Consider the following 21,409-nt stretch of genomic DNA (forward strand, 5'->3'; position numbering starts at 1 on the left):
GGGGGGGGGGGGGGGGGGGGGGGGGGGGGGGGGGGGGGGGGGGGGGGGGGGGCGGTCCCCGAGGAGGGGGTGGTCGTAGTGGCCGGTGCCCTCTCCCCCGGTCCAGGTGGCGGGGGTGCCGTTCCAGTGGCGTTCGTGTTGCCAGGGGTAGGTGGGGAGGTCGGTGACCTTGCCGGGGCGGGGGAAGTGGGTGCGGGGGTGGGGGCCTGCGCCTGCTGCGAGGAGGTGGGCGCGGGTGGTGTGGAGGGCGTCGGTTGCGGGGGTGTCGCGGGTGAGGGTGGTGGGGAGGGCGATGGGGGTGGGGGTGTTCTCGGTGAGGCGGCGGAGGTAGGGGCGCAGGACGGGGTGGGGTCCGATGTCGATGAGGACGTCGTGGTGGTGGTCGAGCAGGTGGTGGACGGCGGGGGCGAAGAGGACGGGGTGGCGGATGTTGTGCCACCAGTAGCCGGCGTCGAGTTCGGTGCCGTGGACGGGCCGGCCGGTGACGGTGGAGATCATCGGGATGCGGGTGGGGCGGGGTGTGAGGCCTTCGAGGGCGGTGCGCAGGGGTTTTTCGATGGGGTCCATGGCGCGGCTGTGGAAGGCGTGGTCGAGGGGGAGCAGGGTGCAGTCGGTGCCTTGTGCGGAGAGGTGTTCCACGAGTCGGGTGATGTGTTCGTGGGGGCCGGTGAGGGTGACGTCGCGGTGGGTGTTGTGACAGGCGAGTTCGAGGTGGGGGTGGCCGGCGACGAGGTCGGTGGCCTGCCGGGGTGAGAGGGGGACGGCGGCCATGGTGCCGCTGCCGGCGGTGGGGGCCTGGGCGGTGGCGCGGGCGGCGACGACGCGGGCGGCGTCGGTGAGGGTGAGTGCTCCTGCGGTGTGGGCGGCGGCGATTTCGCCGACGCTGTGGCCGGTGACGGCGTCGGGGTGGATGCCGTGGTGGTGCAGCCAGGTGACGAGTGCGGCCTGGACGGTGAACAGCAGGGGCTGGGCGGTCTCGGTGCGGTCGAGGGGGGCGCGGGTGGTGAGGGCTTCGAGGGCGGACCAGCCGAGGTGGGGGGCGAGTGCTTCGTCGATCTCCTCGACGGCCCGGTGGAAGAGGGGGTCGGTGGCGAGGAGGTCGGCGGCCATGCCGGTCCATTGGGCGCCGTTGCCGGAGAAGGCGAAGACGATGCGGCCGTGGGCGACGCGTGCGGCGCGTGCTCCGGCGGGGGTGGTGGGGGTGCGGGTGAGCTGGGTGAGGCGTTGGGCGGCCTGTGCGGGGGTGGTGGCGAGGACGGCTGCCCGGTGGGGGTGCTGTGCGCGCCTGAGGCAGGCGGTGTGGGCGAGGTCGTAGTAGGTGTGCGCGGTGCTGCTCTGAAGGTGTGCGGCGTGGCGGTGCAGTGCTTGGTCGAGGGCGGCCGGGGTGCGGGCGGAGACGAGGAAGGGCAGTTCGGGCTCGGGTCCCCGGAGGCGTACGGGGCCGGGTTCGGGGCCGGATCCGGGTTCGGGGCCGGGTCCGGGTTCGGGGCCGGGGCCGGGTTCGGCTTCAGGTACGGGCGGTGCCGGCGGTGGGGTGAGGATGGCGTGGGCGTTGGTGCCGCCGAAGCCGAAGGAGTTGACGCCGACGGCGCTGCGCGGGGTGAGGTGCAGGGGCAGGGGGTGCAGGACGGGGGCGAGGCGCAGGGCGGTGAAGTCGATGCGGGGGTTGGGCGGGGTGGCGTGCAGGGTGGGCGGGGCGGTGCCGTGGCGCAGGACGAGCAGGGCCTTGAGGAGGCCGGCGATGCCGGAGGCGGGTTCGAGGTGGCCGAGGTTGGATTTCACGGAGCCGACGGGCAGGTCGCCGGAGCGGGTGCGGTGCACGGCCAGGGCGTGTCCGACGGCCTGGCATTCGGCGGGGTCGCCGGCGGGGGTGCCGGTGCCGTGGGCTTCGAGGTAGGCGATGTCGTCGGGGTCGGTGCCGGTGCGGGCGTACAGGTCGCGCAGGAGGGCTTCCTGGGCCTCGGGGCGGGGCAGGGCGATGCCGGGGGTGCGGCCGTCGCAGTTGGTGGCGGTGCCGGTGATGACGGCGTGGATGCGGTCGCCGTCGGCGAGGGCGGTGGCCAGGGGTTTGAGCAGGAGCATGCCGCCGCCTTCGGCGCGTACGTAGCCGTCGGCGTGGGCGGAGAAGGAGCGGCAGCGGCCGGTCGGGGAGAGCATGGCGGCCTGGGAGAAGCCGATGTAGTGGTAGGGGCTCAGGAGCAGGTTGGCGCCGCCGGCGAGGGCGGTGGTGCAGCGGCCGGTGAGCAGGTCCCGGCAGGCCTGGTCGAGGGCGACGAGGGAGGAGGAGCAGGCGGTGTCGACGGCGATGCTGGGGCCGCGCAGGTCGAGGGCGTGGGAGATGCGGTTGGCGGCGAGGGAGGAGGCGGCGCCGAGGAGGGTGTAGGCGTTGACCCTGTCGGTCATGAGCATTTGCAGGGCGCCGTAGGAGTGGTCGGAGATGCCGATGTGGACGGCGGTGTCGGTGCCGGCGAGGGTGTCGGGGGCGATGGCGGCGTCGTCGAGGGCTTCGGCGGCGAGTTCGAGCAGGAGCCGGTGCTGGGGGTCCATCTGTGCGGCTTCCTTCGGCGAGATGCCGAAGTGGGCGGCGTCGAATCCGGCGATGTCGGTGAGGAAGCCGCCGGCGTGCGTGTAGCTCTTGCCGGGGCGGGGGCGGGAGGTGTCGACGAACCGTTCCGTCAGGAAGCGGTCGGGGGGTACGTCGCCGATGAGGTCGGCTCCGTCGTGGAGGGCTTGCCAGAAGGTGGTGAGGTCGGTGATGCCGCCGGGGAGGCGGCAGGAGACGCCCACGATGGCTATGGCCCGGTCGGCCGGGCTGGTTGTGTACCCGTCACGGCTCATGCGACATGGATGGGCGCGTCGCAGGCCCATGAAACGACTTGTCACTCCATGGGATTGCTTGCGGGGATTCGTCCGTGCGACGGCCGGATGCATGCGCGGTGAGCGGTCCGGCGGGCGGTGAAGGTTTGGTGCTTCGTACGTGGTGCGCGGGGCGGTGGCTGGTTCAGAATCAACGCGCGAATCCACGCGAATCTACGCGCGTTGACCACGCCACGCTGCTTCGCGTCGACCACTACTTGGGGAGAACAGCACACATGCCGCTCAACCGCAGGGACTTTCTGGGGCGTACGGCCGTCACGGGCGCCGGAGTGGCGCTCGCCGGGGCGTCGGGGGTGGCCCAGGCGGCTCCGGCCGCCGCCGGGGACCGGGGCCACGGCCGGCCGAAGAAGCGGTACGCGTTCACGGTGATGGGCACCACCGACCTGCACGGCAACGTCTTCAACTGGGACTACTTCACCGACGCGGAATTCGACGACAAGGCGCACAACGACGTGGGCCTGGCGAAGATTTCCACGCTCGTGAACCAGGTGCGGGGCGAGAAGGGCCGCGCCAACACCCTGCTGATCGATGCGGGTGACACGATCCAGGGCACGCAGCTGTCGTACTACTACGCCCGGGTCGATCCGATCACCGGTGCGCACGGTCCGGTGCACCCGATGGCGCGGGCGATGAACGCGATGGGGTACGACGCGGCGGCGCTGGGCAATCACGAATTCAATTACGGCATTCCGACGCTGCGGAAGTTCGAGGAGCAGTGCCGTTTCCCACTGCTCGGTGCGAACGCACTGGACGCGAAGACGCTGAAGCCGGCGTTCCGTCCGTACGTGATGAAGCGGGTGTGCACGCCGCACGGGCGGGACGTGAAGGTGGCGGTCCTGGGGCTGACGAATCCGGGCATCGCGATCTGGGACAAGGCGAACGTGCAGGGGAAGATGGTCTTCCCGGGCCTGGAGGAGCAGGCGGCGAAGTGGGTGCCGAAGCTGCGGTCCATGGGTGCGGACGTGGTGATCGTGGCGGCGCACTCGGGTGCGAGCGGCACGTCCTCGTACGGTGATGCGCTGCCGTACGTGGAGAACGCGGCGGCACTGGTGGCCGAGCAGGTGCCGGGGATCGACGCGATCCTGGTGGGGCACGCCCACACGGAGATCCCGGAGTACCGGGTAACAAACAAGAAGACCGGCAAGCAGGTCGTGCTCTCCGAGCCGCTGAAGTGGGGGCAGCGGCTGACGCTGTTCGACTTCTCCGTGGTGTGGGAGCGGGGCTCCTGGCAGGTGGAGTCGGTGTCGGCGAAGGTGCTGAACTCGAACACGGTCGCCGAGGACCCGAAGATCACGAAGCTGCTGGGTGCGGAGCACCGCAAGGTGGTGGCCTACGTCAATGAGGTGATCGGCACGTCGACGGCGGCGATGAGCGCGGCGGAGGCGGCGTACAAGGACACGCCGATCATCGATTTCATCAACCACGTGCAGGTGGAGACGGTGCGGGCGGCGCTGGCGGGTACGCAGTACGCCGCGCTGCCGGTCCTCTCGCAGGCGTCGTGCTTCTCGCGGACGGCGGGGGTGCCGTCGGGGAAGGTGTCGATCCGGCAGGTGGCGGGTCTGTACCCGTTCGAGAACACGCTGGAGGCGCGGGTGATGACCGGCGCACAGCTGCGGGACTACCTGGAGTTCTCGGCGCGGTACTACGTGCGGACGCCGTCCGGTGGGCCGGTGGACCCGGCGAAGCTGACGAATGCGGACGGCGTTCCGGACTACAACTACGACGTGGTGGGCGGCCTGTCGTACGAGATCGACATCGCGAAGGCGCCGGGGGCGCGGATCGTCAATCTCTCCTTCGACGGCAAGCCGCTCGACGACTCGGCGCAGTTCGTGCTGGCGGTGAACAATTACCGGGCCAGCGGTGGGGGCAATTTCCCGCACGTGGCGGGGGCGAAGCAGGTGTGGGCGAATTCGGAGGAGATCCGTAACACGATCATCGGCTGGGTGAAGGCGAAGGGCTCGATCGAGGTGGAGCGTTTCGCGTCAGTGGACTGGAAGCTGACGCGGGATGGTGTGCCGGTTTTCTGAGCCGGGGCCGCCGATGGCGTTCTGGGGTCGCGGCGCGGGCCGCGGCTCCAGGCCGAAGGTGGTGAAGGCGGTCCGGTCGGGCAGGGCGTAGACCGTCTTGCCGGCGAGGGCGTTGAGGATGACGGCGCTGCGCCAGGCGGCGAGGCCGAGGTCGGGGGTGCCGATGCCGTGGGTGTGGGACTCGGCGTTCTGGACGTGGATGGCGCCCTTGACGGAGGGGTCGAGGACGAGCCGGTGGTGTTCGTCGATGCGGGGGCGGCCGTTGGAGTCGCGGCGGATGTAGGGGTCGAGGGCGGCGAGGAGGGTGTCGACGCGGCGTTCGCGGTAGCCGGTGGCGAGGACGACGGCGTCGGTGGTCAGGCGGGAGCGGCTGCCCTGCTGGATGTGTTCGAGGTGGAGTTCGACGCGGGTGGTGCCGACGCGGCCGGCGGTGCGGACGAAGACGCCGGGGGTGAGGGTCACGTCGGGCCAGCCGCCGTGGAGGCTGCGGCGGTAGAGCTCGTCGTGGATGGCGGTGATGGTGTTGTTGTCGATGCCCTGGTGGAGCTGCCACTGCCGGGGCAGGACCTGGTCGCGCACGGGCTCGGGGAGCGTGCGGAAGTAGTGGGTGTAGTCGGGGGTGAAGTGCTCCAGGCCGAGCTTGCTGTACTCCATGGGCGCGAAGGCGGGGGTGCGGGCGAGCCAGTGGAGCTTCTCGCGGCCGGCGGGGCGGTTGCGCAGGAGGTCCAGGAGGACTTCGGCGCCGGACTGGCCGGAGCCGATGACGGTGATGTGCTCGGCGGCGAGCAGGGCGTCGCGGTGGTCGAGGTAGTCGGCGGAGTGCAGGACGGGGACGCCGGGGGCCTCGGCGAGGGGGCGCAGGGGTTCGGGGACGTAGGGGGCGGTGCCGACGCCGAGGACGAGGTTGCGGGCGTAGGCGCGGCCGAGGGCGTCGGCTTCGCCCTCGGGGTCGAGCTGGGTGTAGTCGATTTCGAACAGGACGCGTTCGGGGTTCCAGCGGACGGCGTCGATGTGGTGGTTGAAGTGCAGGCCGGTCAGCTGCCGGCTGACCCAGCGGCAGTAGGCGTCGTATTCGGCGCGGTGGATGTGCTGGCGCTCGGCGAAGTAGAAGGGGAAGAGGCGGTCTCGGCTTTTGAGGTAGTTGAGGAATGACCAGGGGCTGGTGGGGTCGACGAGGGTGACGAGGTCGGCGAGCCAGGGGACCTGGAGGGTGGTGTCGTCGATGAGCAGGCCGGGATGCCAGTGGAAGGCGGGGTTCTGGTCGTAGAAGGCGATGCGCAGGTCGGCCAGGGGCTGGGCGAGGGCGGCGAGGGAGAGGTTGAAGGGGCCGATGCCGACGCCGACGAGGTCGAGGGGTTGGTCGGGGGCGGAGGTGGGGGGCTGCGGGGTCATCGGGTGGTGTGGCCTTCCACGAGTGTCAGCAGGTGTCGGAGGTCGTCGGGGCGGGTGTGGGGGTTGAGCAGGGTGGCCTTGAGCCAGAGGCCCTGGGGGGTGGTGGCGCGGCCGAGGACGGCGTGGCCGGTGTGCAGCAGGCGGCGACGGATGCGGGCGGTGGTGTGGGGATCGGCACCGATGGGGCGGAAGAGAACGGTGCTGATGGTGGGGCGTGAGTGGAGTTCGAGGGCGGGGTGGGCCTCGACGAGGTCGGCGAGGTGCTGGGCGCTGGCGCAGACGTGTTCGACGAGGGCCGCGATGCCGCGGCGTCCGAGGGCGCGCAGGGTGACGGCGATCTTGACGATGTCGGGGCGGCGGGTGGTGCGCAGGGAGCGGTGCAGCAGGTCGGGCAGGCCGGCCTCGGTGTCGTCGGCGGGGTTGAGGTAGTCGGCGCGGTGCGCCAGGGGGCGCAGGTCGGCCGCGTCGGGGACGGCGAGCAGCCCGGCGGCGACGGGCTGCCAGCCGAGTTTGTGCAGGTCGAGGGCGACGGTGTGGGCGCGCTCGAGTCCGGTGAGGGCCGGTTTGAGGGTGTCGCTGAAGAGCAGGGGCCCGCCGTAGGCGGCGTCGACGTGCAGGCGGGCGCCGTGGGCGTCGCACAGGTCGGCGAGGGCGGGCAGGGGGTCGATGCGGCCGGCGTCGGTGGTGCCGGCGGTGGCGACGACGAGGGTGCGGCCGGGGTGGCGGCGGGCGAGGGCGGCGCGCAGGTCGTCGGGGTGCAGGACGCCGCTCGGCGTGGGCAGGACCTCGGGTGCGGGCAGGCCCAGCAGCCAGGCGGAGCGGTGGATGCTGTGGTGCGCGTTGGCCCCGCAGAGGACCCGCAGCGGCCCGGGCGGCGCGGCCCGGTGCCCCGGGGCGGTACGGGCGGCGGGGAGGGTGGCGCCCTCGTCCGCGGTGACCGGCGCCGCAGTGACCGGCGCCGCGGGGCCGTGCGCCACGGGGCCGTGCGCCGCCTCCCGGGCCAGGAGCAGCGCCAGCTGGTTGGACTCGGTGCCGCCGGTGGTGACGAGGGCGTCGGGTGCGGGGCGGTCGGGGTAGGCGAGGGCGGCGAGGGCGCGGGTGGTGAGGGCTTCGAGGGCGGTGGCGGAGGGCGACTGGTCCCAGGAGTCGAGGGAGGGGTTGAGGGCGCTGACGGCGAGGTCGGCGGCTGCGGCGAGGGCGAGGGGCGGGCTGTGCAGGTGGGCGGCGCAGCGGGGGTCGGCGGGGTCGGCGGCGCCTTCGGCGAGGGCTTGCAGGAGAGTGTGGAGGGCTTCGTCGGCGCCGGTGCCGTCCTCGGGGAGGACGGGGGTGGCGGTGGCGCGGATGCGGGCGGCGACGGCGTGGGGGCCGCCGGTGGGCAGCGGGCCGCCGCGGGCGGTGGCGCCGCGGGCGAGGGCGTTCAGGGCGATGTCGACGAGGGGGCGCAGGGCGTGGGTGCCTTGGGTGCCGCCCGCGAGGGGGGGTGCGGGGGTGAGGCGGGCCGGGGGCGGCGCGGGCATGGGGGTGCCCCTTCGGTCGGTGGTGCGGTGGTGCGTCGGACGGGTGGGGTGGGGGTCGTCCGGGCGGGGTGGTGGTGCGGGTGCGGCCCTTTCGGTCGGGGCGGCCGCACCAGCCGTTGAAGGTACCTGTGCGTGTACGTTCGGTGACATGGGGTGGGGGAGGTTTCGCCCGATGGTGGGTATTGGGGCGCCGATGCCTTGTGGTGGGGGCGGGTTGACCCCTTCGGTCGGGGTGGGTGGCGCGGGGCGGGGTGGGCGGCCCGGTATTGTGCACACCATGGCCATGACTTTTGCTCTCGACGTGGGGCCGCTGAAGCCCGACCTCGCACCGCTCGTTCTGGGTCTGGTGCTCTTCTTCCTCGTGTTCGCCGTGATGGCGAAGGTGATCCTGCCCCGGATCAACAAGGTGCTGGTCGAGCGCGAGCAGGCCACCGAGGGCCGGATGGACGAGGCGGAGGAGACGCGTGCCGAGGCGGCGCGGGTCCACGCCGAGTACCAGGAGCTGCTGGCCGAGGCCCGGCACGAGGCGGCGCGGCTGCGTCAGGAGTCGGTGGAGCAGGGTACGGCGATCATCGCCGAGCTGCGGGCCGAGGGTCAGCGGCAGCGGGACGAGATCATCGCCGCCGGTCACGCGGTGATCGACGCGGAGCGTGCGGTGGCCGAGGCGGAGCTGCGCGAGCAGGTCGGCGCGCTGGCGACGGAGCTGGCGGGCCGGATCGTCGGCGAGTCGATGGTGGAGTACGCGCAGCGCAGCGGCATCGTCGACCGTTACCTGGAGGAGCTGCGCACGGCGAAGGTGTCGGACGCGGCGGCGGGCGAAGCCCGCGACTGATCAGCCGGCGAAGCCATAGGCCCGGGCTCCCCGCACCCGTCAGGGTGCGGGGAGCCTTGTCTTTTGCGGGGTCGGTCAGGAGCGGGCGATGGTCTCGTGGTGGCGGATGACCTCGGCGATGATGAAGTTGAGGAACTTCTCCGCGAAGGCGGGGTCGAGCTTCGCGTTCTCCGCCAGCTGCCGCAGGCGCGCGATCTGGCGCGCCTCGCGGGACGGGTCGGCGGGCGGCATCTTGTGGGCCGCCTTGAGGTGCCCCACCTGCTGGGTGCACTTGAAGCGCTCGGCGAGCATGTGGATCACTGCGGCGTCGATGTTGTCGATGCTGTCCCGCAGCCGGACGAGTTCGGCCAGGACGGCCTCGTCGAGGGTGCCGGCGTCGGCGGCGGGGGCACGGTTGTTCTTGTCTTCCACGTCACCGACCCTATGCGGAAGTCGGCGGGGTGATGACCGGCGGGTGCTCCGGAGAGGGGACGCGGGCGCCGTGCCGGGCGCGGAAGCGGACGGGCGGGGTGCCGATGCGGCGGGTGAACAGGCGGCTGAAGTAGGCGGGGTCGGTGTAGCCGACGCGGCGGGCGACGGCGGCGACGGGCAGTTCGGTGGCGGCGAGGAGTTCCTTGGCGCGGCCGATCCGGATGCCGAGGAGGTAGTCCTTGGGGCTGCAGCCGGCGCCGCGTCGTACGGCCGAGCGCAGCTCGGCGGGGGTCATGCCGTGGCGGGCGGCGTGCTGGGCGACGGACAGGGGCAGGAAGGCGTCGCGGGCGAGGGCCTGCAGCAGGGGGTCGGCCGCGCGGGGGGCGTCGGCGCGGGCGCGGCACAGGGCGACGAGGAGTTCGTGGACGGCGGCGGAGGTCTCGACTTCGAGCAGGGGGTTGCCGGGGCGGGCGGCGCGGGCGATGCGGGTGACGGCGGCGCGGGCGGCGGTGGTGTCGGTGAGCGGTACGAGGGGGCGGTCGGGGTCGATGCAGCCGAGTTCGGTGTAGGCGTCGGCGGCGGGGCCGGTGAAGTCGACGTAGGCCTCGTCCCAGCCGGCGCCGCGGGCCGCACCGTAGTGGTGGGGGGTGCCGGGCAGCAGCCACAGCAGGCAGGGGGCGGTGACGGGGCGGGTGCGGCCGTCGGGGGTGCGCAGCCAGCCGCTGCCGGCGCTGATGACGACGGCGGTGTGGTGGTCGGGGGTGCGGGGGCCGACGGGGGGCAGGGCGCCGTGCTGGAGGCCGACGCCGAGGCAGACCAGGCCGAGGCGGTGGTGGACGGGGCGGGGGCTGAAGGAGCGCGCCCAGGAGTGGTACATGCCGCCCTCCGCCCGGTCGCCGGCGTCCCATCAGCGTCGATCTTCGTCCATGGTCCGCTCCCCCGCCAGAGGGCGACGGCGGCGGTCTTCACCGGGCCGGAAGCCGAGCCCCGTCCCGCTGGTCACCGGCCGATGACGGTGACCAACGGGACGGAACCCCGTTGCCTGTCTATTGCCCGACGGCGGCGGCGGTGAAGCCATTTTTTTGTGCGGGTACGAGGCGGGGTGTGGCACCGTGGGTTCATGATCGCGAAACTGCAGTGCCTCGTCGTCGACTGCCCCGATCCGCTGGCCCTCGCGGAGTTCTACGCGGCGATCCTCGGGTGGCGCGTCGAGGCCGACGAGGAGCCGGACTGGGTGTGGCTGACCGAGCCGGGCACCGGGCGGCGCATCGCCTTCCAGGGGGTGAAGGGCGAGTACGTTCCTGCGCGCTGGCCGCATCCGGAGCATCCGCAGCAGATGCACCTGGACTTCGATGTGCCGTCCCGGGAGGACGTGGAGCGGGCGCGGGAGCAGGTCGTCGCGCTGGGGGCGGTGTTCCTGCACGACAGCGGCGGAAAGGAGCGGGGGTTCGTGGTCTTCTCGGACCCCGCGGGGCATCCGTTCTGCCTGTGCTACGGGCAAGAGGGCTAGGGCGCGCCCCGTAGGGGCGCGGGGAACTGCGCGATCGGCCACCGACGGCCCGCAGCCGACGTGCCACCCCGGGGCCCGGGCGCAGCACGGCTCTCCGTCTGCGGGCGCGTCGTGGCTTGTCGCGCAGTTCCCCGCGCCCCTACGGGGCGCCGGACACCGTCCCCATCCGGTGGCCGAAGGGCACCGTGCCTACGCCGGCAGGCGTTCCGCTGCCGCGCGGAGTGCGGGGCCCGCGTTGCCGGTGAGGGGGGCGCCGTGGCCGAAACAGGCCGTTTGAACGTCGAGTGCGCACTGACGGTGGAAGGAGGCAACGGCCTGCCGCCGGTCGGTGTTGAAGACGCCCAGCATCACGTCCGGGTGCCGGGCGATCGTGTCGCCGGTGAAGAGCACCCGTGAGGGCGTCAGGTGCAGGGCGATGCTGCCCGGGGTGTGGCCCGGTACGGCGATAACTCGGACGGTCTCCTCGCCCCATTGCAGGGTGTCGCCGTCGGTGAGTTCCCGGTCGACGGGGCACGGCGGGACGGGCGGGACGTCGCGCAGGTTCGCGTGGACGGACTCGTACAGGGGGACCTCCCAGTCCTCCAGCACCGGCGGGGGGCCCGGTCGTTCGCCGCGGATGAAGGGGGCGTCGCCGGCGCCCGCCAGGACGCGGGCGCCGGTAGCCGCGGCGAGGTCGGCCGCGGAGCCGGCGTGGTCCATGTGGAAGTGGGTCAGCACGATGTCGCGGACGTCCTGCGGGCGCGCGCCCAGCCGGGCCAGCTCGTCGAGGAGCGGCTCGGCGTGACCGGGCAGGCCCGTGTCCACCAGGGACCAGCCGTCGCGGGAGCGCACCGCGTAGGACTGGCCGGCGGCGAAGGTGAACATCCATATGTCGGGCGTCACTTGGGTGGTGGTGATCTTCATGGGGGCACGCTAACCAGTCGCACTCCCCCGCCCCACCACTTTGCGCCTTGGGCGGATTGAGCCGAAGGCGAAGCGGGCGACGGAGCCGGCAGCCTCACGAGCCGTCGCCGCGGTCCACCGGGAAGAGGGCGGTGACCTGCCAGCCGCCCTCGGGGGCGGGGCCGGCGGTCAGGCGGCCGCCCATGGCCTTGGCGCGTTCGGCCAGGCCCACGAGGCCGAAGCCGCCGCCGCGGGCCTTCTCGGCGAGCTGGGCGGCGTGCTTGCCGTCGTCGGCGATGCGCAGTTCGACGCCGGCGGGCACGCCGCGTACGCCGATGCGCACGGCGGTGGCGTCGGCGGCGTGCTTGCGGATGTTGGTGAGGGACTCGCGCACGACGCGGTGGACGCCGGCGGCGACTTCGCCGGGGATCCAGGTCTCCATGCCCTTTTCGATGTAGAGGGCGACGGGTGGGCCCGTGCGGGCGAATTCCTCGGTCAGGGCGCGGACCTCGGGCAGGCCGGCGACGGGTTCGGTCTCGGGCTCGCCGCTCTCGCGCAGGACGCGCACCAGGCGGCGCATGGCGCCCAGGGCCTCGGTGGCGGAGGTCTCGATGCGCTGGAAGGTGGCGGCGGCGTCGGCGCCGCTGAGTGCGGTGAAGCGGGCGGCCTGGGCCTGTACGGCGATGCCGGTGATGTGGTGGGCGACCAGGTCGTGCAGTTCGCGGGCGAGTTCGAGGCGTTCGGCGGAGCGGACGGCGGCCATGTCGCGCAGGCGCTGGGTGGCGTGGCCGCGCAGGAGCAGGGAGTAGGTGCCGACGACGACGAGCAGGACGCAGAACAGGGCGGTGAACCAGCCGGGGTTCAGATCGCGCAGGGGGACGGCGACGATGGCGACGGCGAGGGCCGGTCCGAGGAGGGCGGCGGTGCGGTCGGGCGAGCGGGTGACGACGGCGCTGAAGAGCACCAGCAGGGCGATGTCCTCGCCCATGCCCCACACGGTGGTGGGGTGCTGCCCGGTCATCAGGACGCCGGAGGCCGTCCAGGAGACGGCGACGGCCGCGGCGGCGCGGGCGGGCAGCGGGATCCAGGTGTAGGGGACGGCGCACAGGCACACCAGGACGCCGGTGGCCAGGACGACGGCGTGCGGCCGGCTGGGCTGGGTGGCCAGGGCGATGCCCTCGAAGGCGACGAGGAACAGCAGGGCCGCCGCGAGCACCGCCTTGGCGGCCGCCGCGCGGTGCGGGTGGCGGGCGGCCCAGCCGGTCCATCTGCTCACGTGCTGCCCGTGGCCAGCCCGCTCTCCCAGGCCCAGGCGGCGATCTCGACGCGGTTGCGGGCGTCGAGCTTGAGCTGCACGTTGGCCAGGTGGGTCTTGACCGTGGACAGGGAGACGTACAGTTCGGCGGCGATCTCGGCGTTGGTGGCGCCGCGGGCCAGGCAGCGCACGACGTCGGCCTCGCGGTCGGTGAGCGGCTCGGTGGGCTGCTTGAGGGGGGCTCCTGCGGCTGCGTCGGCGGAGGCGGCGGCGGGTGCCATGTCGCGCAGGAGGCGGACGGTGATCGCCGGGGAGATCAGGGAGTCGCCGACGGCGGCGGCCTGCACGGCCTCGACGAGCATGGCGGGGCTGGCGTCCTTCAGCAGGAAGCCGGAGGCGCCGTTGCGCAGCGCGGTGTGCACGTACTCGTCGAGGTCGAAGGTGGTGACGATGACGATGCGGGGGCGCTGGGCGCGCTCGGGCCGGGTGGCGGCCAGGGCGGACAGGCGGCGGGTGACCTCCAGGCCGTCGAGCTTGGGCATGCGGATGTCGAGGAGCAGGACGTCGGGGTCGTAACGTTCGACGGCCTCCAGGGCGGCCTCGCCGTCGACGGCGTCGGCGACGACCTCGATGTCGGGTTGGCTCTCCAGGATCATCCGGAACCCGGTGCGGACCATTTCCTGGTCGTCGGCGATGACCACGCTGATCGGCATGCTGTGCCCTAGTTCCTCGAACGCTTCTGTGGGGTGTCGGATGCGGCCGGGCTCCTCCCATGTCACCGGTGGTGCCCGGGTGCCGCAACCGCAGCGGCGTACGGCCGAGGGGGCGGTCAGCCGGCGGTGCGGCCGCCGCGCCGCAGCGCCACCCGTACGCCGTAGGCGCCGCCGGCGGCGAGCACGGCGATGCCGCCGACGACGACGGGGGTGCCGACCTCGCCCGCGTCGTGGCTGGCCTTGATCACCTGGCCGGCCTCGACCACGCGCTTGACGGGGTTGCCGGAGGAGTCGTGGGGCGGCTTGCCGTGGTGGCCGGTGCTCCGGTGGCCGCCGGCGGCGGGCGTGTGCGGGGTGACGGTGACGGTGGTGGCGCCGCCCGTGGTGCCGGCGGGGAGGGTGTGGTGGTCCTTGGTGGTGCGGGCCCGGGTGCCGGAGGCGGTGGCGGCCGGGCGGGCGGCCTCGCCGGCGTCGAGGGTGTGCCGCAGGGCTCCGGAGGCGAAGTCGTAGTAGGTGGGCAGCCGGCTGCCGTCGAGGCGGGCGCTGAGGGTGGGGCGGGTGGTGTTGCCGCCGAGGATGCGCAGGTGGAGGCGGTCGAGGTCGGCGGCGGGGCGGCCGGTGTCGATGGTGCTGTGCTGGGTGCCGCGGGTGACGGTCACGCTGGTGCCGCCGCTGCCGGAGGTGAGCCGGGCGCGGCTGCCGTCGGGCAGCAGGACCTGCTGGACGGTGGTGGTGCCGGGGCCGCCGGGGCGGGTGTCGCGGTCGGTCTGCTGGGCCGCGAAGGCGGTCGCCGTCGGGTACACCACGGCGGCGACGGCGGCGGTGAGGACTGCGGCGGCTGCGACGCGGGGCGCGGCGGACGACGTGACGGACACGGAAGTGGTGCCTTTCCGTAACGGGCGGCTTCGGGGTGCTCCGCCGGTCCGGCGGGGCCACCCCCTTACGTTACGGACGTATCGGCGCCGCACACCTCGACTGTCCGACCATTCCCGTGTCGGCCGAAAGGATGACGAGGGGGCCCGGGGTCATACCGCAGAGGGGTTCCGGGGGTGCTTGCGGGCCCATACCGGCCGGCGGGGCCGGTACGGGCGCGCGGGGCGAACGGGGTACGGCGGGGGCTCAGCCGCCCAGGCTCGCCGCGGCGGAGGCGATGTCGGAGGCGAAGGTGCTGACCTCGGTGTAGACGCCGGGGTAGCCGGGGCGTGCGCAGCCCTGGCCCCAGCTGGTGATGCCGACCTGGATCCAGTTGCCGGAGTCGTCCTTGCGGAACATGGGGCCGCCGGAGTCGCCCTGGCAGGTGTCCACGCCGCCGGTGTCGAGGAGGCCGGCGCAGATCTCCTCGCCGGGTATGAGGTTGCCGTAGGCGCCCTGGCAGGTGGCGTCGTCGACGAAGGGCACGTCGGCCTTCTGCAGGTAGCGCTGCTGGCCGCCGCCCTCGCTGGTGGCGCCCCAGCCGGCGACGGTGAAGGTGCCGTTGTTGTACGAGGGGTTGTCGGCGGTCTTGAGGGTGGGCAGGTTGATCGGCCTGGCGAGTTTGATCAGCGCCCAGTCCTTGCCGGAGCCGTTGTAGCCGGGGGCCTGCAGGACGCGGGTGGACTTGACCTTGATCGCCTGGGAGGAGTTGAGGTCGACGACGCCGGCGGTGGCGGTGATGGAGGTGTTGGCGCCGCTGCCGCTGACGCAGTGGGCGGCGGTGAGGACGATCTGGTGGGTGTACAGGGCGCCGCCGCAGCCCATGGACAGCCGCACCATCCACGGGAACTCGCCCTGGGCGGCCGGCACGCCGCCGACGACGCTCGGGCCGGGAGTGGGGCCGGGGGTGGGGCCGGGGTCCTGGGCCGCGGCGCCGCCGACCTGGAGGGAGAGGGCGGCGAGGGCGACGGTGCCGATGGCGGTGATTCTCCTGAGCGCCTGGGGGTGGTTGCGCAACGGACTTCCTTTCGTGGGAGGTTGTGCGCATCGCACGCGTGGTGGGAGGTGCATGCTTGTTGGGCTCATGACAATGCGCGAGGCGATTATCCGGCCGCACGACACCCGCGCCCCAGCCCCCTTTTCGGACAGTCGCCCGGACGTTCGTTCGGCCGGTGGTCCGGTCGCGTGCAGGCACCCTGGCGGGCCGCGCGCACGCCCCTAGAGTGGAAGGGCACGGGCCGCCGGCCCGCTCCTGTCGTGCCCTTCCCCGAAGGGTGGTGCCGCGTGGCCCCGGACGTCGCGATCGAGCACGGCTTCCCGCACCTGGAGACCGTGCGGGCGGCGATCCACGCCCTGTACAAACGGCTGTCCTACGACGGGGTGCGCTCCTTCGAGGTCAGCGTCCCGCCGGCCGACGTGGCCTTCCCCGACACCGACGACCTCTACCTCGGCGTCCAGCGCGTCGCCCGCGAGATGGTGCGGCACCTGCGGCTGCCGGACGCCCGCATGATCGTCGCCTTCCGCGACATGCGGCACGCCGGCAACGTCGAACTCGCCGCCGGGCCCGAGTACTTCATCGAGCTCAACTCCCGCTTCAAGACCCACCGCAGGGACATCGGGGCCGCCCTCTCCCACGAGGTCATGCACGTCTACCTGCACCGGCTCGGGCTGGAGTTCGCCGGCACCCGGGACAACGAGATCCTCACCGACACCGCCGCGGCGTACCTCGGGGCCGGCTGGCTGCTGCTCGACGCCTACCGGGAGTCGGAGGTCTCGACGCAGAAGCTGGGGTACCTCACGCCCGAGGAGTTCGGGTACGTGCTGGCCAAACGGGCGCAGGCGTTCGGCGAGGACCCCTCGCCGTGGTTCACCAGCGCGCAGGCGTACGACGCGTACGTCCGCGGGCGCGAGCGCGCCCGGCAGGACGCCCGCCGGCCGCCGCTGGCCGCCGCCGGACGGCTGGGGCGCCACCGCTACGCCCGCGACCGGCGGGCGGGGGCGGCGGGGGCGGGCTACGCGTTCGAGGGCGCGCGGGTGACGTTCGCGTGCCCGGAGTGCGACCAGCAGCTGCGGGTGCCGGTGCGGGGGCGCTTCCGCGCGCGGTGCGGGCTGTGCCGGGCGGTGCTGGACTGCGACACGTAGCCGCCTACGGCGGGCTCGTCCCCCGTCCCGGGTGCCCGCCCCGGGCCCCGGACCGGGCTGCGCCCGGCGGCCTCGGCGCCGGCCGGGCCGGAAGGTGCGCCCCCGGGGGCCCACGAGGGCGAGGGCGCTCACTCCCCCCGCAGCCACCACCGTCGCAGCACTTTTTCCGCCGGTTTGCCGTGGGGCGTGTAGGCCAGTTTTTTGGCCGTCTCGCCGCTGTCGGGCCAGTCGTCCCACATCCACCAGCATACGCCCGCCCACCACGGCTTGCCGTCGAACGTCGCCAGGAGGGCCTCGTAGCCGGCCGCCTGTTCCGCATCGCCGTCGCGCTTGCTGACGGTCCAGGAGTAGGGGGCCGTGGTGGAGCCGCGCTGGCTGACGTAGCCGGCCTCGGTGAAGAGGATCTTGCGCTTGGTGCGGGCGGAGAACGCGGCCAGTTCGTCCACGATCGGCTGCCACGCCTGCCGCAGCCGCGCCGTGTCCGTCGTCGGTTTGTCGCCCAGGGGCCAGTACGCGTCGATGCCGACGAGGTCGAGGTCCTTCCAGAAGGCGACCTTGCGGTACTCGTCGTAGTTGGCGGCGTAGGTCAGCGTGCCCTTGTAGCGCTCGCGCACGGCGGCCACGACGCGGCTCCAGTGCGCGCCGTCGCCGGAGGTGCCCGCCAGTTCCGTGCCCACCGCGAACTGCTCGACGCCCGCGTCGGCGGCCAGCCCCGCGTAGTGGGTGATGAAGCGCTCGTACGCCGCGAACCAGGCGTCAGCGTCGCCGGGGTGGATCTCCGCGCGGTCGCCGCCCTTGGTGAGGTCGACGTGCGGCTTGAGCATGGTCTTCAGGCCGGCCTCGTGGGCGAGGCGGATGATGTGGCGCAGGCTGGCGTCGCTGGCGGTCTCGTCCGTGGTGCGCATGGCCGCGTCGGTCACGGTGTCCTGGTACCAGGTGGGGGTGAAGGTGACCCACCGGGCGCCGGTGTCCGCTATCTGGCGAAGATACGTTCCGGCTTGCGGGCCGGCGTAGTCGTCGGTGTTCCACGAGGGGAGCGTGATGCCGCGCAAGCCGCTCACCTTCCTGCTCGACGAGGGATCGGGACTGTCGTCGGGTGCGTCGTCGCCGGAGCCGGAGCATCCGGCGACGAAGAGGACGGCCACCGCCGCGAGTGCGGCGGCCGTCCTCCTCATCACGTTCACTTCGACCGGACTCCTTGAGTCACTGGGCTCGGGTCACTGGGCGAGGTCCGTCGGCCCGACGAAGGTGTAGCCGAGGGCCTTGATGCCGTCGACGGTCTGCTTCAGCGGGTCGACGGCGTAGTACGGGTGGTAGAAGAAGCTCGCCACGCCGTCGCGGACGGCCAGGTTGGCCTTGGCCGAGGCGATGAGGTCGGCGGGCAGGCGGGCCGGGTGGTTGTTGTAGGGCAGGGGCTCGTAGTTGCCGATGTTCTCCGGCAGCACGGTCGTACCGTAGACGTCCTTGACGCTGTACGGGAAGAACTGGCCGATGTAGCGCGAGGCGTTCACCGTGCCGCCGCCGAGCGTTCCGGCGAAGTACAGCGAACGCTCCAGGCGGTAGGTGTAGTTCAGCCCGAGGGTCTTGTAGTCGGTGGCGGAGGCCGCGTAGTGCGGCGTGGTCCAGATGGCCGGCTTGGGCAGCCCGGCGGCGGTGAAGCCGGCGAGCGCGGAGGTCACCCGGCCCTGGGCCCAGGCGGCGCTGTCCTCGGCGACGGGTCCGTCGTAGACGACGTTGTCGGAGGCGTCGACGTGGGCGCGGAAGAACTCGAAGTCGTCGCCCGTGACCCCGGTGTAGGGGTTGTTGACGTTGCTGTACTGGTGCGTGTAGCCGTGGTTCATCAGCACCGCGCCGTGGGAGAGCATGTACTTCAGCGCGGAGACGACCTGCGGGGCCTGGGCGAGGGTGACGGTCTCGGCCTTGCCGCCGTTGTAGACGCCCTTGGGGTCGGTGTAGACCGGGATGACGTTGATGCCGTACGGGATCTTCTGGCCGTACAGGTAGTCGGCCATGGCCCGCAGTTCGGTCGGGTCCGACTTGGGGCTGATGTCCTCCAGCCGGACGAAGGCCCGGTGGCGTTCGGCGGTGGCGGGGGCGAGGGCGTCGAAGAGGAGGTCCTCGAAGACGATCACGCGGTCCGACTCGGAGACGTAGGTGAAGGGGATCTCACCGAGGTAGGTGAGGTTGCCCGAGCGGATGGCCCACGGCGAGGTGGTGCCGCTGTTGGCGTCGGTGGCGGTGGCCAGCTGGGTGACCGCGGGGTAGCCGGTGCCGGTGACGATGGCGGGGTGCAGCACGCCGCCGTCGAAGCCGGCCGGGATCTTCCGGGTCAGCTGCTGGTTCTTGTACGTGACCTCGGTGATGTTCCCGACGGTGCCGTTGGTCTCGTAGTACGAGTTGGTCGGGTCCCAGCCGTACTTCTGCTTGAACGCCTCGATGCCGATGGCGTTGGCCATGTTCCAGATGTTGTCGCCGATCCAGTCGACCGGCTTGGACGTGTTCTTGACGTCCTGGTAGAAGGCGGCGGGCACGGCGTCGGGGATCGTGCCGCCGTAGTACGTCGAGCCGACGTAGACGGTGGCACTGTAGTTCTCGACCATGCCCGCGGTGTAGGCGGAGACGGGCTTGGCGGTGACGGTGCCGAAGTGGCCGGCGAGGTTGGCGATCGCCATGGCGTACAGCTCGCCGAGGTAGCCGTACGGGCCGGTCGTGTCGTAGAGCACGAGGGCCGAGGTGCCCGGGGCGGCGGCCAGGGTCTGCAGCGGGGCCGAGGCGGTGGTCGCCTTGGTGGCCGGGGCCGGGCTGATCGTGAGCGAGTGGGACGCGCGCTTGCGGTCGTTGGCCAGCTGGGTGGAGACCCAGGACTTCAGGTCGCCGGTGCCGGTCGGCGAGACGGAGGCGGGGCCGGTGCCCTGCAGGCCGTGCGGCGGCCGGGGCTTGCCGCCGCCCTGGCCTATCGCCGCCTCCGCGCCCGTGGAAAGAGTCGCGCCGCCCAGCAGGGCGGCGATGACGGCCAGGACGATCGAGACCCGGGAAACCCCTGATCTCGGCCGCATGTTCTTCATTTTGGTTCCCCCCAGAATGTCGCGCGGTTGTTCGCGCAGTTGCCGATTCCTCCACCAATGGCAGGCCGATGGTGTGGAGGTGCCGACAGTTGGCTGATTCTTGTGGGGTGGCGGATGGGTGTCAATAGACAACTTTGGTCCACAGCGGGCAATTAGCGACAAGCCCATTGGACTGGACCGGAGATCACTCCCGTAACACCACAGCCACCATCAGGCATAACTACCGGTTGGTCCACAGAATTCAGTGTTCCGATTCAACAACTCCCACCATCAACCTCTAAACACACCGGCTGATCTGATACTTTCCCTGCGCACGCCTCAGGTGAGGGATTGAGGCGCAATCCGGGGGGAACTCATGTACGGAAAACCCGCTCTGGGGACAGTCCTGCCCTTGGCCGGGCTGACGGCGGCCCCAGAAGTCCTGCCGGGCATACCCTTTGCGAAGGGCCTGCAGGAAGCGGCCGGAGCCGGCTTTCTTCTCTACTGCGCGATAGCCGCCGTTCTTCTTTCGGCGAAGCTGTGGTTCGTCCTCCGGGGTTCCGGCGGACATTCATGATCAACGAAATTCTGCTGTGGGCGAGCATCGCCATCATCGTGATGGCCGGCTGCTACAACACCACCCTTTTCGTCCTCTCCAGACTCCGCGTCCGCCGCGACCGCGGCCCGCGCGCCGAGCGCCTGTACGTCTTCCTCCTCGCCTGCCTGAACGAGGAGAAGGTGCTCGCGGAGAGCCTCGCCCGCATCACCGCCCTGCCGGCCGGGAATTTCCTGGCCCTCGTCATCGACGACGCCTCCGACGACCGCACCGCCGACATCGTCCGCGCGGTGGAATCCGACCGCGTACGCCTGCTGCAGCGCACGCTGCCGAACGCGCGCAAGGGCAAGGGCGCGGCCCTGAACGCCGGCATCCGCCACCTTCGGGAGTCCGGCATCCTCGACGGGCGCGACCCCGCCGACGTCATCGTCTGCGTCGTCGACGCCGACGGCCGCCTCGATCCGCACATCGTCCAGGCGGTCGATCCCTACTTCGACGACCCGCGCACCGGCGCCACCCAGGTCGGCGTGCGCATGTACAACCGCCACAAGGGCCTGCTCGCCCGGCTCCAGGACATGGAGTTCGTCATCTACGGCGACGTCTTCCAGTCCGCCCGGCGCTACTTCGGCAGCGTCGGCATGGGCGGCAACGGGCAGTTCATGCGGCTCGCCGCGCTCGACACCCTGAGCGCGGCGAGCGGCGGGCGCGGGCCGTGGAGCGACTCCCTGACCGAGGACCTCGACCTGGGCGTCCGGCTCATCGCCCGCGGCTGGATCAACCACCACTGCACCACCGCCGCCGTCTCCCAGCAGGCCGTTCTCGACGTGCGCCGGCTGGTGCGCCAGCGCTCCCGCTGGTTCCAGGGCCACCTGCAGTCGGCCAACCTCGTGCCGCTCATCCTGCGCGAGGTGCCCGTACGGGCCGCCGTCGACCTGCTCTACCACCTCTCCAGCCCCGTGCTGATCCTGCTCACCTCACTGCTGCCGCTGTCCTTCCTCATCGCCGTGGCCGGTGCCGTCATCGGATCCGTGCAGGCCGGGCACCCGCTGCTGTCGCCCATGTGGGTCGTCGGCCCGTACGTGCTGTCGTTCACGGCGGCGTACGCCTACGGCTGGGTGTACCACCGGCGGGAGAAGGGCATCGGGCTCGTCCGTGCCGTCCTGTACTCCCACCTGTTCGTCTTCTACGGCTACATATGGTTCGCCGCCGGGTGGTGGGGCCTGTGGCGCATGCTCACGGGCAAGCAGACCTGGCTGAAGACCGCGCGCACCTGAGCGCCGCCGCACCCTGCGGCGCCGCCGACTTGCGCGGCACTCCCCCACCGAGACTCCTCCACCAA

The 21,409-nt window shown here is 72.3% G+C and carries 17 protein-coding genes; 5 read left to right on the forward strand and 12 right to left on the reverse strand.

Features of this window, described 5'->3' with window-relative positions; translation table 11 throughout:
* Positions 1–2,838 (reverse strand): type I polyketide synthase (locus ABD361_RS27345; RefSeq protein WP_344439096.1); only part of this gene is annotated, 2,838 nt, incomplete at its 3' end.
* Between the two features lie 254 nt (positions 2,839–3,092).
* Here ABD361_RS27345 and ABD361_RS27350 point away from each other — a divergent pair.
* Positions 3,093–4,904 carry a 5'-nucleotidase C-terminal domain-containing protein gene (locus tag ABD361_RS27350; protein ID WP_344439261.1) on the forward strand — a complete coding sequence of 604 codons (1,812 nt, stop codon included), beginning with the start codon at positions 3,093–3,095 and terminating at the stop codon, positions 4,902–4,904.
* Here the strand turns inward: ABD361_RS27350 and ABD361_RS27355 are convergent.
* Positions 4,860–6,296, reverse strand: a complete 1,437-nt coding sequence (locus ABD361_RS27355; RefSeq protein WP_344439099.1) for a lysine N(6)-hydroxylase/L-ornithine N(5)-oxygenase family protein — start codon at positions 6,294–6,296, stop codon at positions 4,860–4,862. The genes ABD361_RS27350 and ABD361_RS27355 overlap by 45 nt on opposite strands.
* The gene (locus ABD361_RS27360) at positions 6,293–7,813 is read right to left on the reverse strand and encodes a pyridoxal phosphate-dependent decarboxylase family protein (protein ID WP_344439102.1); all 1,521 of its coding nucleotides are present in this window, start codon (positions 7,811–7,813) and stop codon (positions 6,293–6,295) included. Before ABD361_RS27360 ends, ABD361_RS27355 begins: the two co-directional genes overlap by 4 nt.
* Before the next feature lie 277 nt (positions 7,814–8,090).
* On the opposite strand from ABD361_RS27360, the gene atpF reads away from it, so the two are divergent.
* Positions 8,091–8,645 (forward strand): F0F1 ATP synthase subunit B, encoded by a 555-nt coding sequence (gene atpF / locus ABD361_RS27365; protein ID WP_344439104.1) that lies wholly within the window; start codon positions 8,091–8,093, stop codon positions 8,643–8,645.
* A 75-nt stretch (positions 8,646–8,720) separates the two neighbouring features.
* Here the strand turns inward: atpF and ABD361_RS27370 are convergent, their stop codons facing one another.
* Together ABD361_RS27370 and ABD361_RS27375 are read right to left on the reverse strand one after the other, a co-directional pair.
* Positions 8,721–9,056 carry a chorismate mutase gene (locus ABD361_RS27370; protein WP_344439107.1) on the reverse strand — a complete coding sequence of 112 codons (336 nt, stop codon included), beginning with the start codon at positions 9,054–9,056 and terminating at the stop codon, positions 8,721–8,723.
* A 10-nt stretch (positions 9,057–9,066) separates the two neighbouring features.
* Positions 9,067–9,933, reverse strand: a complete 867-nt coding sequence (locus ABD361_RS27375; RefSeq protein WP_344439110.1) for a helix-turn-helix domain-containing protein — start codon at positions 9,931–9,933, stop codon at positions 9,067–9,069.
* 243 nt (positions 9,934–10,176) lie between these two features.
* Between ABD361_RS27375 and ABD361_RS27380 the strand changes: the two genes are divergently transcribed.
* On the forward strand, positions 10,177–10,566 hold the full coding sequence (locus ABD361_RS27380) for a VOC family protein (protein ID WP_344439113.1): 390 nt from the start codon (positions 10,177–10,179) through the stop codon (positions 10,564–10,566).
* Positions 10,567–10,755: 189 nt separating this feature from the next.
* Here the strand turns inward: ABD361_RS27380 and ABD361_RS27385 are convergent, their stop codons facing one another.
* The 5 genes from ABD361_RS27385 to ABD361_RS27405 all read right to left on the reverse strand — a co-directional run bounded on the left by ABD361_RS27385 (position 10,756) and on the right by ABD361_RS27405 (position 15,345).
* Positions 10,756–11,469 (reverse strand): MBL fold metallo-hydrolase, encoded by a 714-nt coding sequence (locus ABD361_RS27385; RefSeq protein ID WP_344439116.1) that lies wholly within the window; start codon positions 11,467–11,469, stop codon positions 10,756–10,758.
* A 94-nt stretch (positions 11,470–11,563) separates the two neighbouring features.
* On the reverse strand, positions 11,564–12,724 hold the full coding sequence (locus ABD361_RS27390; RefSeq protein ID WP_344439118.1) for a sensor histidine kinase: 1,161 nt from the start codon (positions 12,722–12,724) through the stop codon (positions 11,564–11,566).
* Entirely contained in the window at positions 12,721–13,416 is a 696-nt protein-coding gene (locus ABD361_RS27395) for a response regulator (RefSeq protein WP_344439121.1), read from the reverse strand. Before ABD361_RS27395 ends, ABD361_RS27390 begins: the two co-directional genes overlap by 4 nt.
* Before the next feature lie 116 nt (positions 13,417–13,532).
* Positions 13,533–14,291 (reverse strand): hypothetical protein, encoded by a 759-nt coding sequence (locus tag ABD361_RS27400; protein WP_344439123.1) that lies wholly within the window; start codon positions 14,289–14,291, stop codon positions 13,533–13,535.
* Positions 14,292–14,535: 244 nt separating this feature from the next.
* Complete coding sequence (locus ABD361_RS27405; RefSeq protein WP_344439126.1) at positions 14,536–15,345, reverse strand: S1 family peptidase; 810 nt, start codon at positions 15,343–15,345, stop codon at positions 14,536–14,538.
* Positions 15,346–15,612: 267 nt separating this feature from the next.
* Here ABD361_RS27405 and ABD361_RS27410 point away from each other — a divergent pair, with 267 nt between their 5' ends.
* Positions 15,613–16,470, forward strand: coding sequence for a hypothetical protein (locus ABD361_RS27410; protein ID WP_344439129.1), 858 nt, complete (start codon positions 15,613–15,615; stop codon positions 16,468–16,470).
* Positions 16,471–16,598: 128 nt separating this feature from the next.
* Here ABD361_RS27410 and ABD361_RS27415 read toward each other — a convergent pair whose 3' ends face one another.
* Both ABD361_RS27415 and ABD361_RS27420 read right to left on the reverse strand, forming a co-directional pair.
* Entirely contained in the window at positions 16,599–17,645 is a 1,047-nt protein-coding gene (locus ABD361_RS27415) for a glycoside hydrolase family 113 (RefSeq protein ID WP_344439263.1), read from the reverse strand.
* A 42-nt stretch (positions 17,646–17,687) separates the two neighbouring features.
* Positions 17,688–19,526, reverse strand: coding sequence for a DUF2334 domain-containing protein (locus ABD361_RS27420; protein ID WP_344439132.1), 1,839 nt, complete (start codon positions 19,524–19,526; stop codon positions 17,688–17,690).
* Between the two features lie 561 nt (positions 19,527–20,087).
* Between ABD361_RS27420 and ABD361_RS27425 the strand changes: the two genes are divergently transcribed.
* Positions 20,088–21,344 carry a glycosyltransferase gene (locus ABD361_RS27425; protein WP_344439135.1) on the forward strand — a complete coding sequence of 419 codons (1,257 nt, stop codon included), beginning with the start codon at positions 20,088–20,090 and terminating at the stop codon, positions 21,342–21,344.
* Positions 21,345–21,409 lie beyond the last annotated feature (65 nt).

It is taken from the genome of Streptomyces luteosporeus (genome assembly GCF_039532865.1).
GTDB lineage: Bacteria > Actinomycetota > Actinomycetes > Streptomycetales > Streptomycetaceae > Streptomyces > Streptomyces luteosporeus.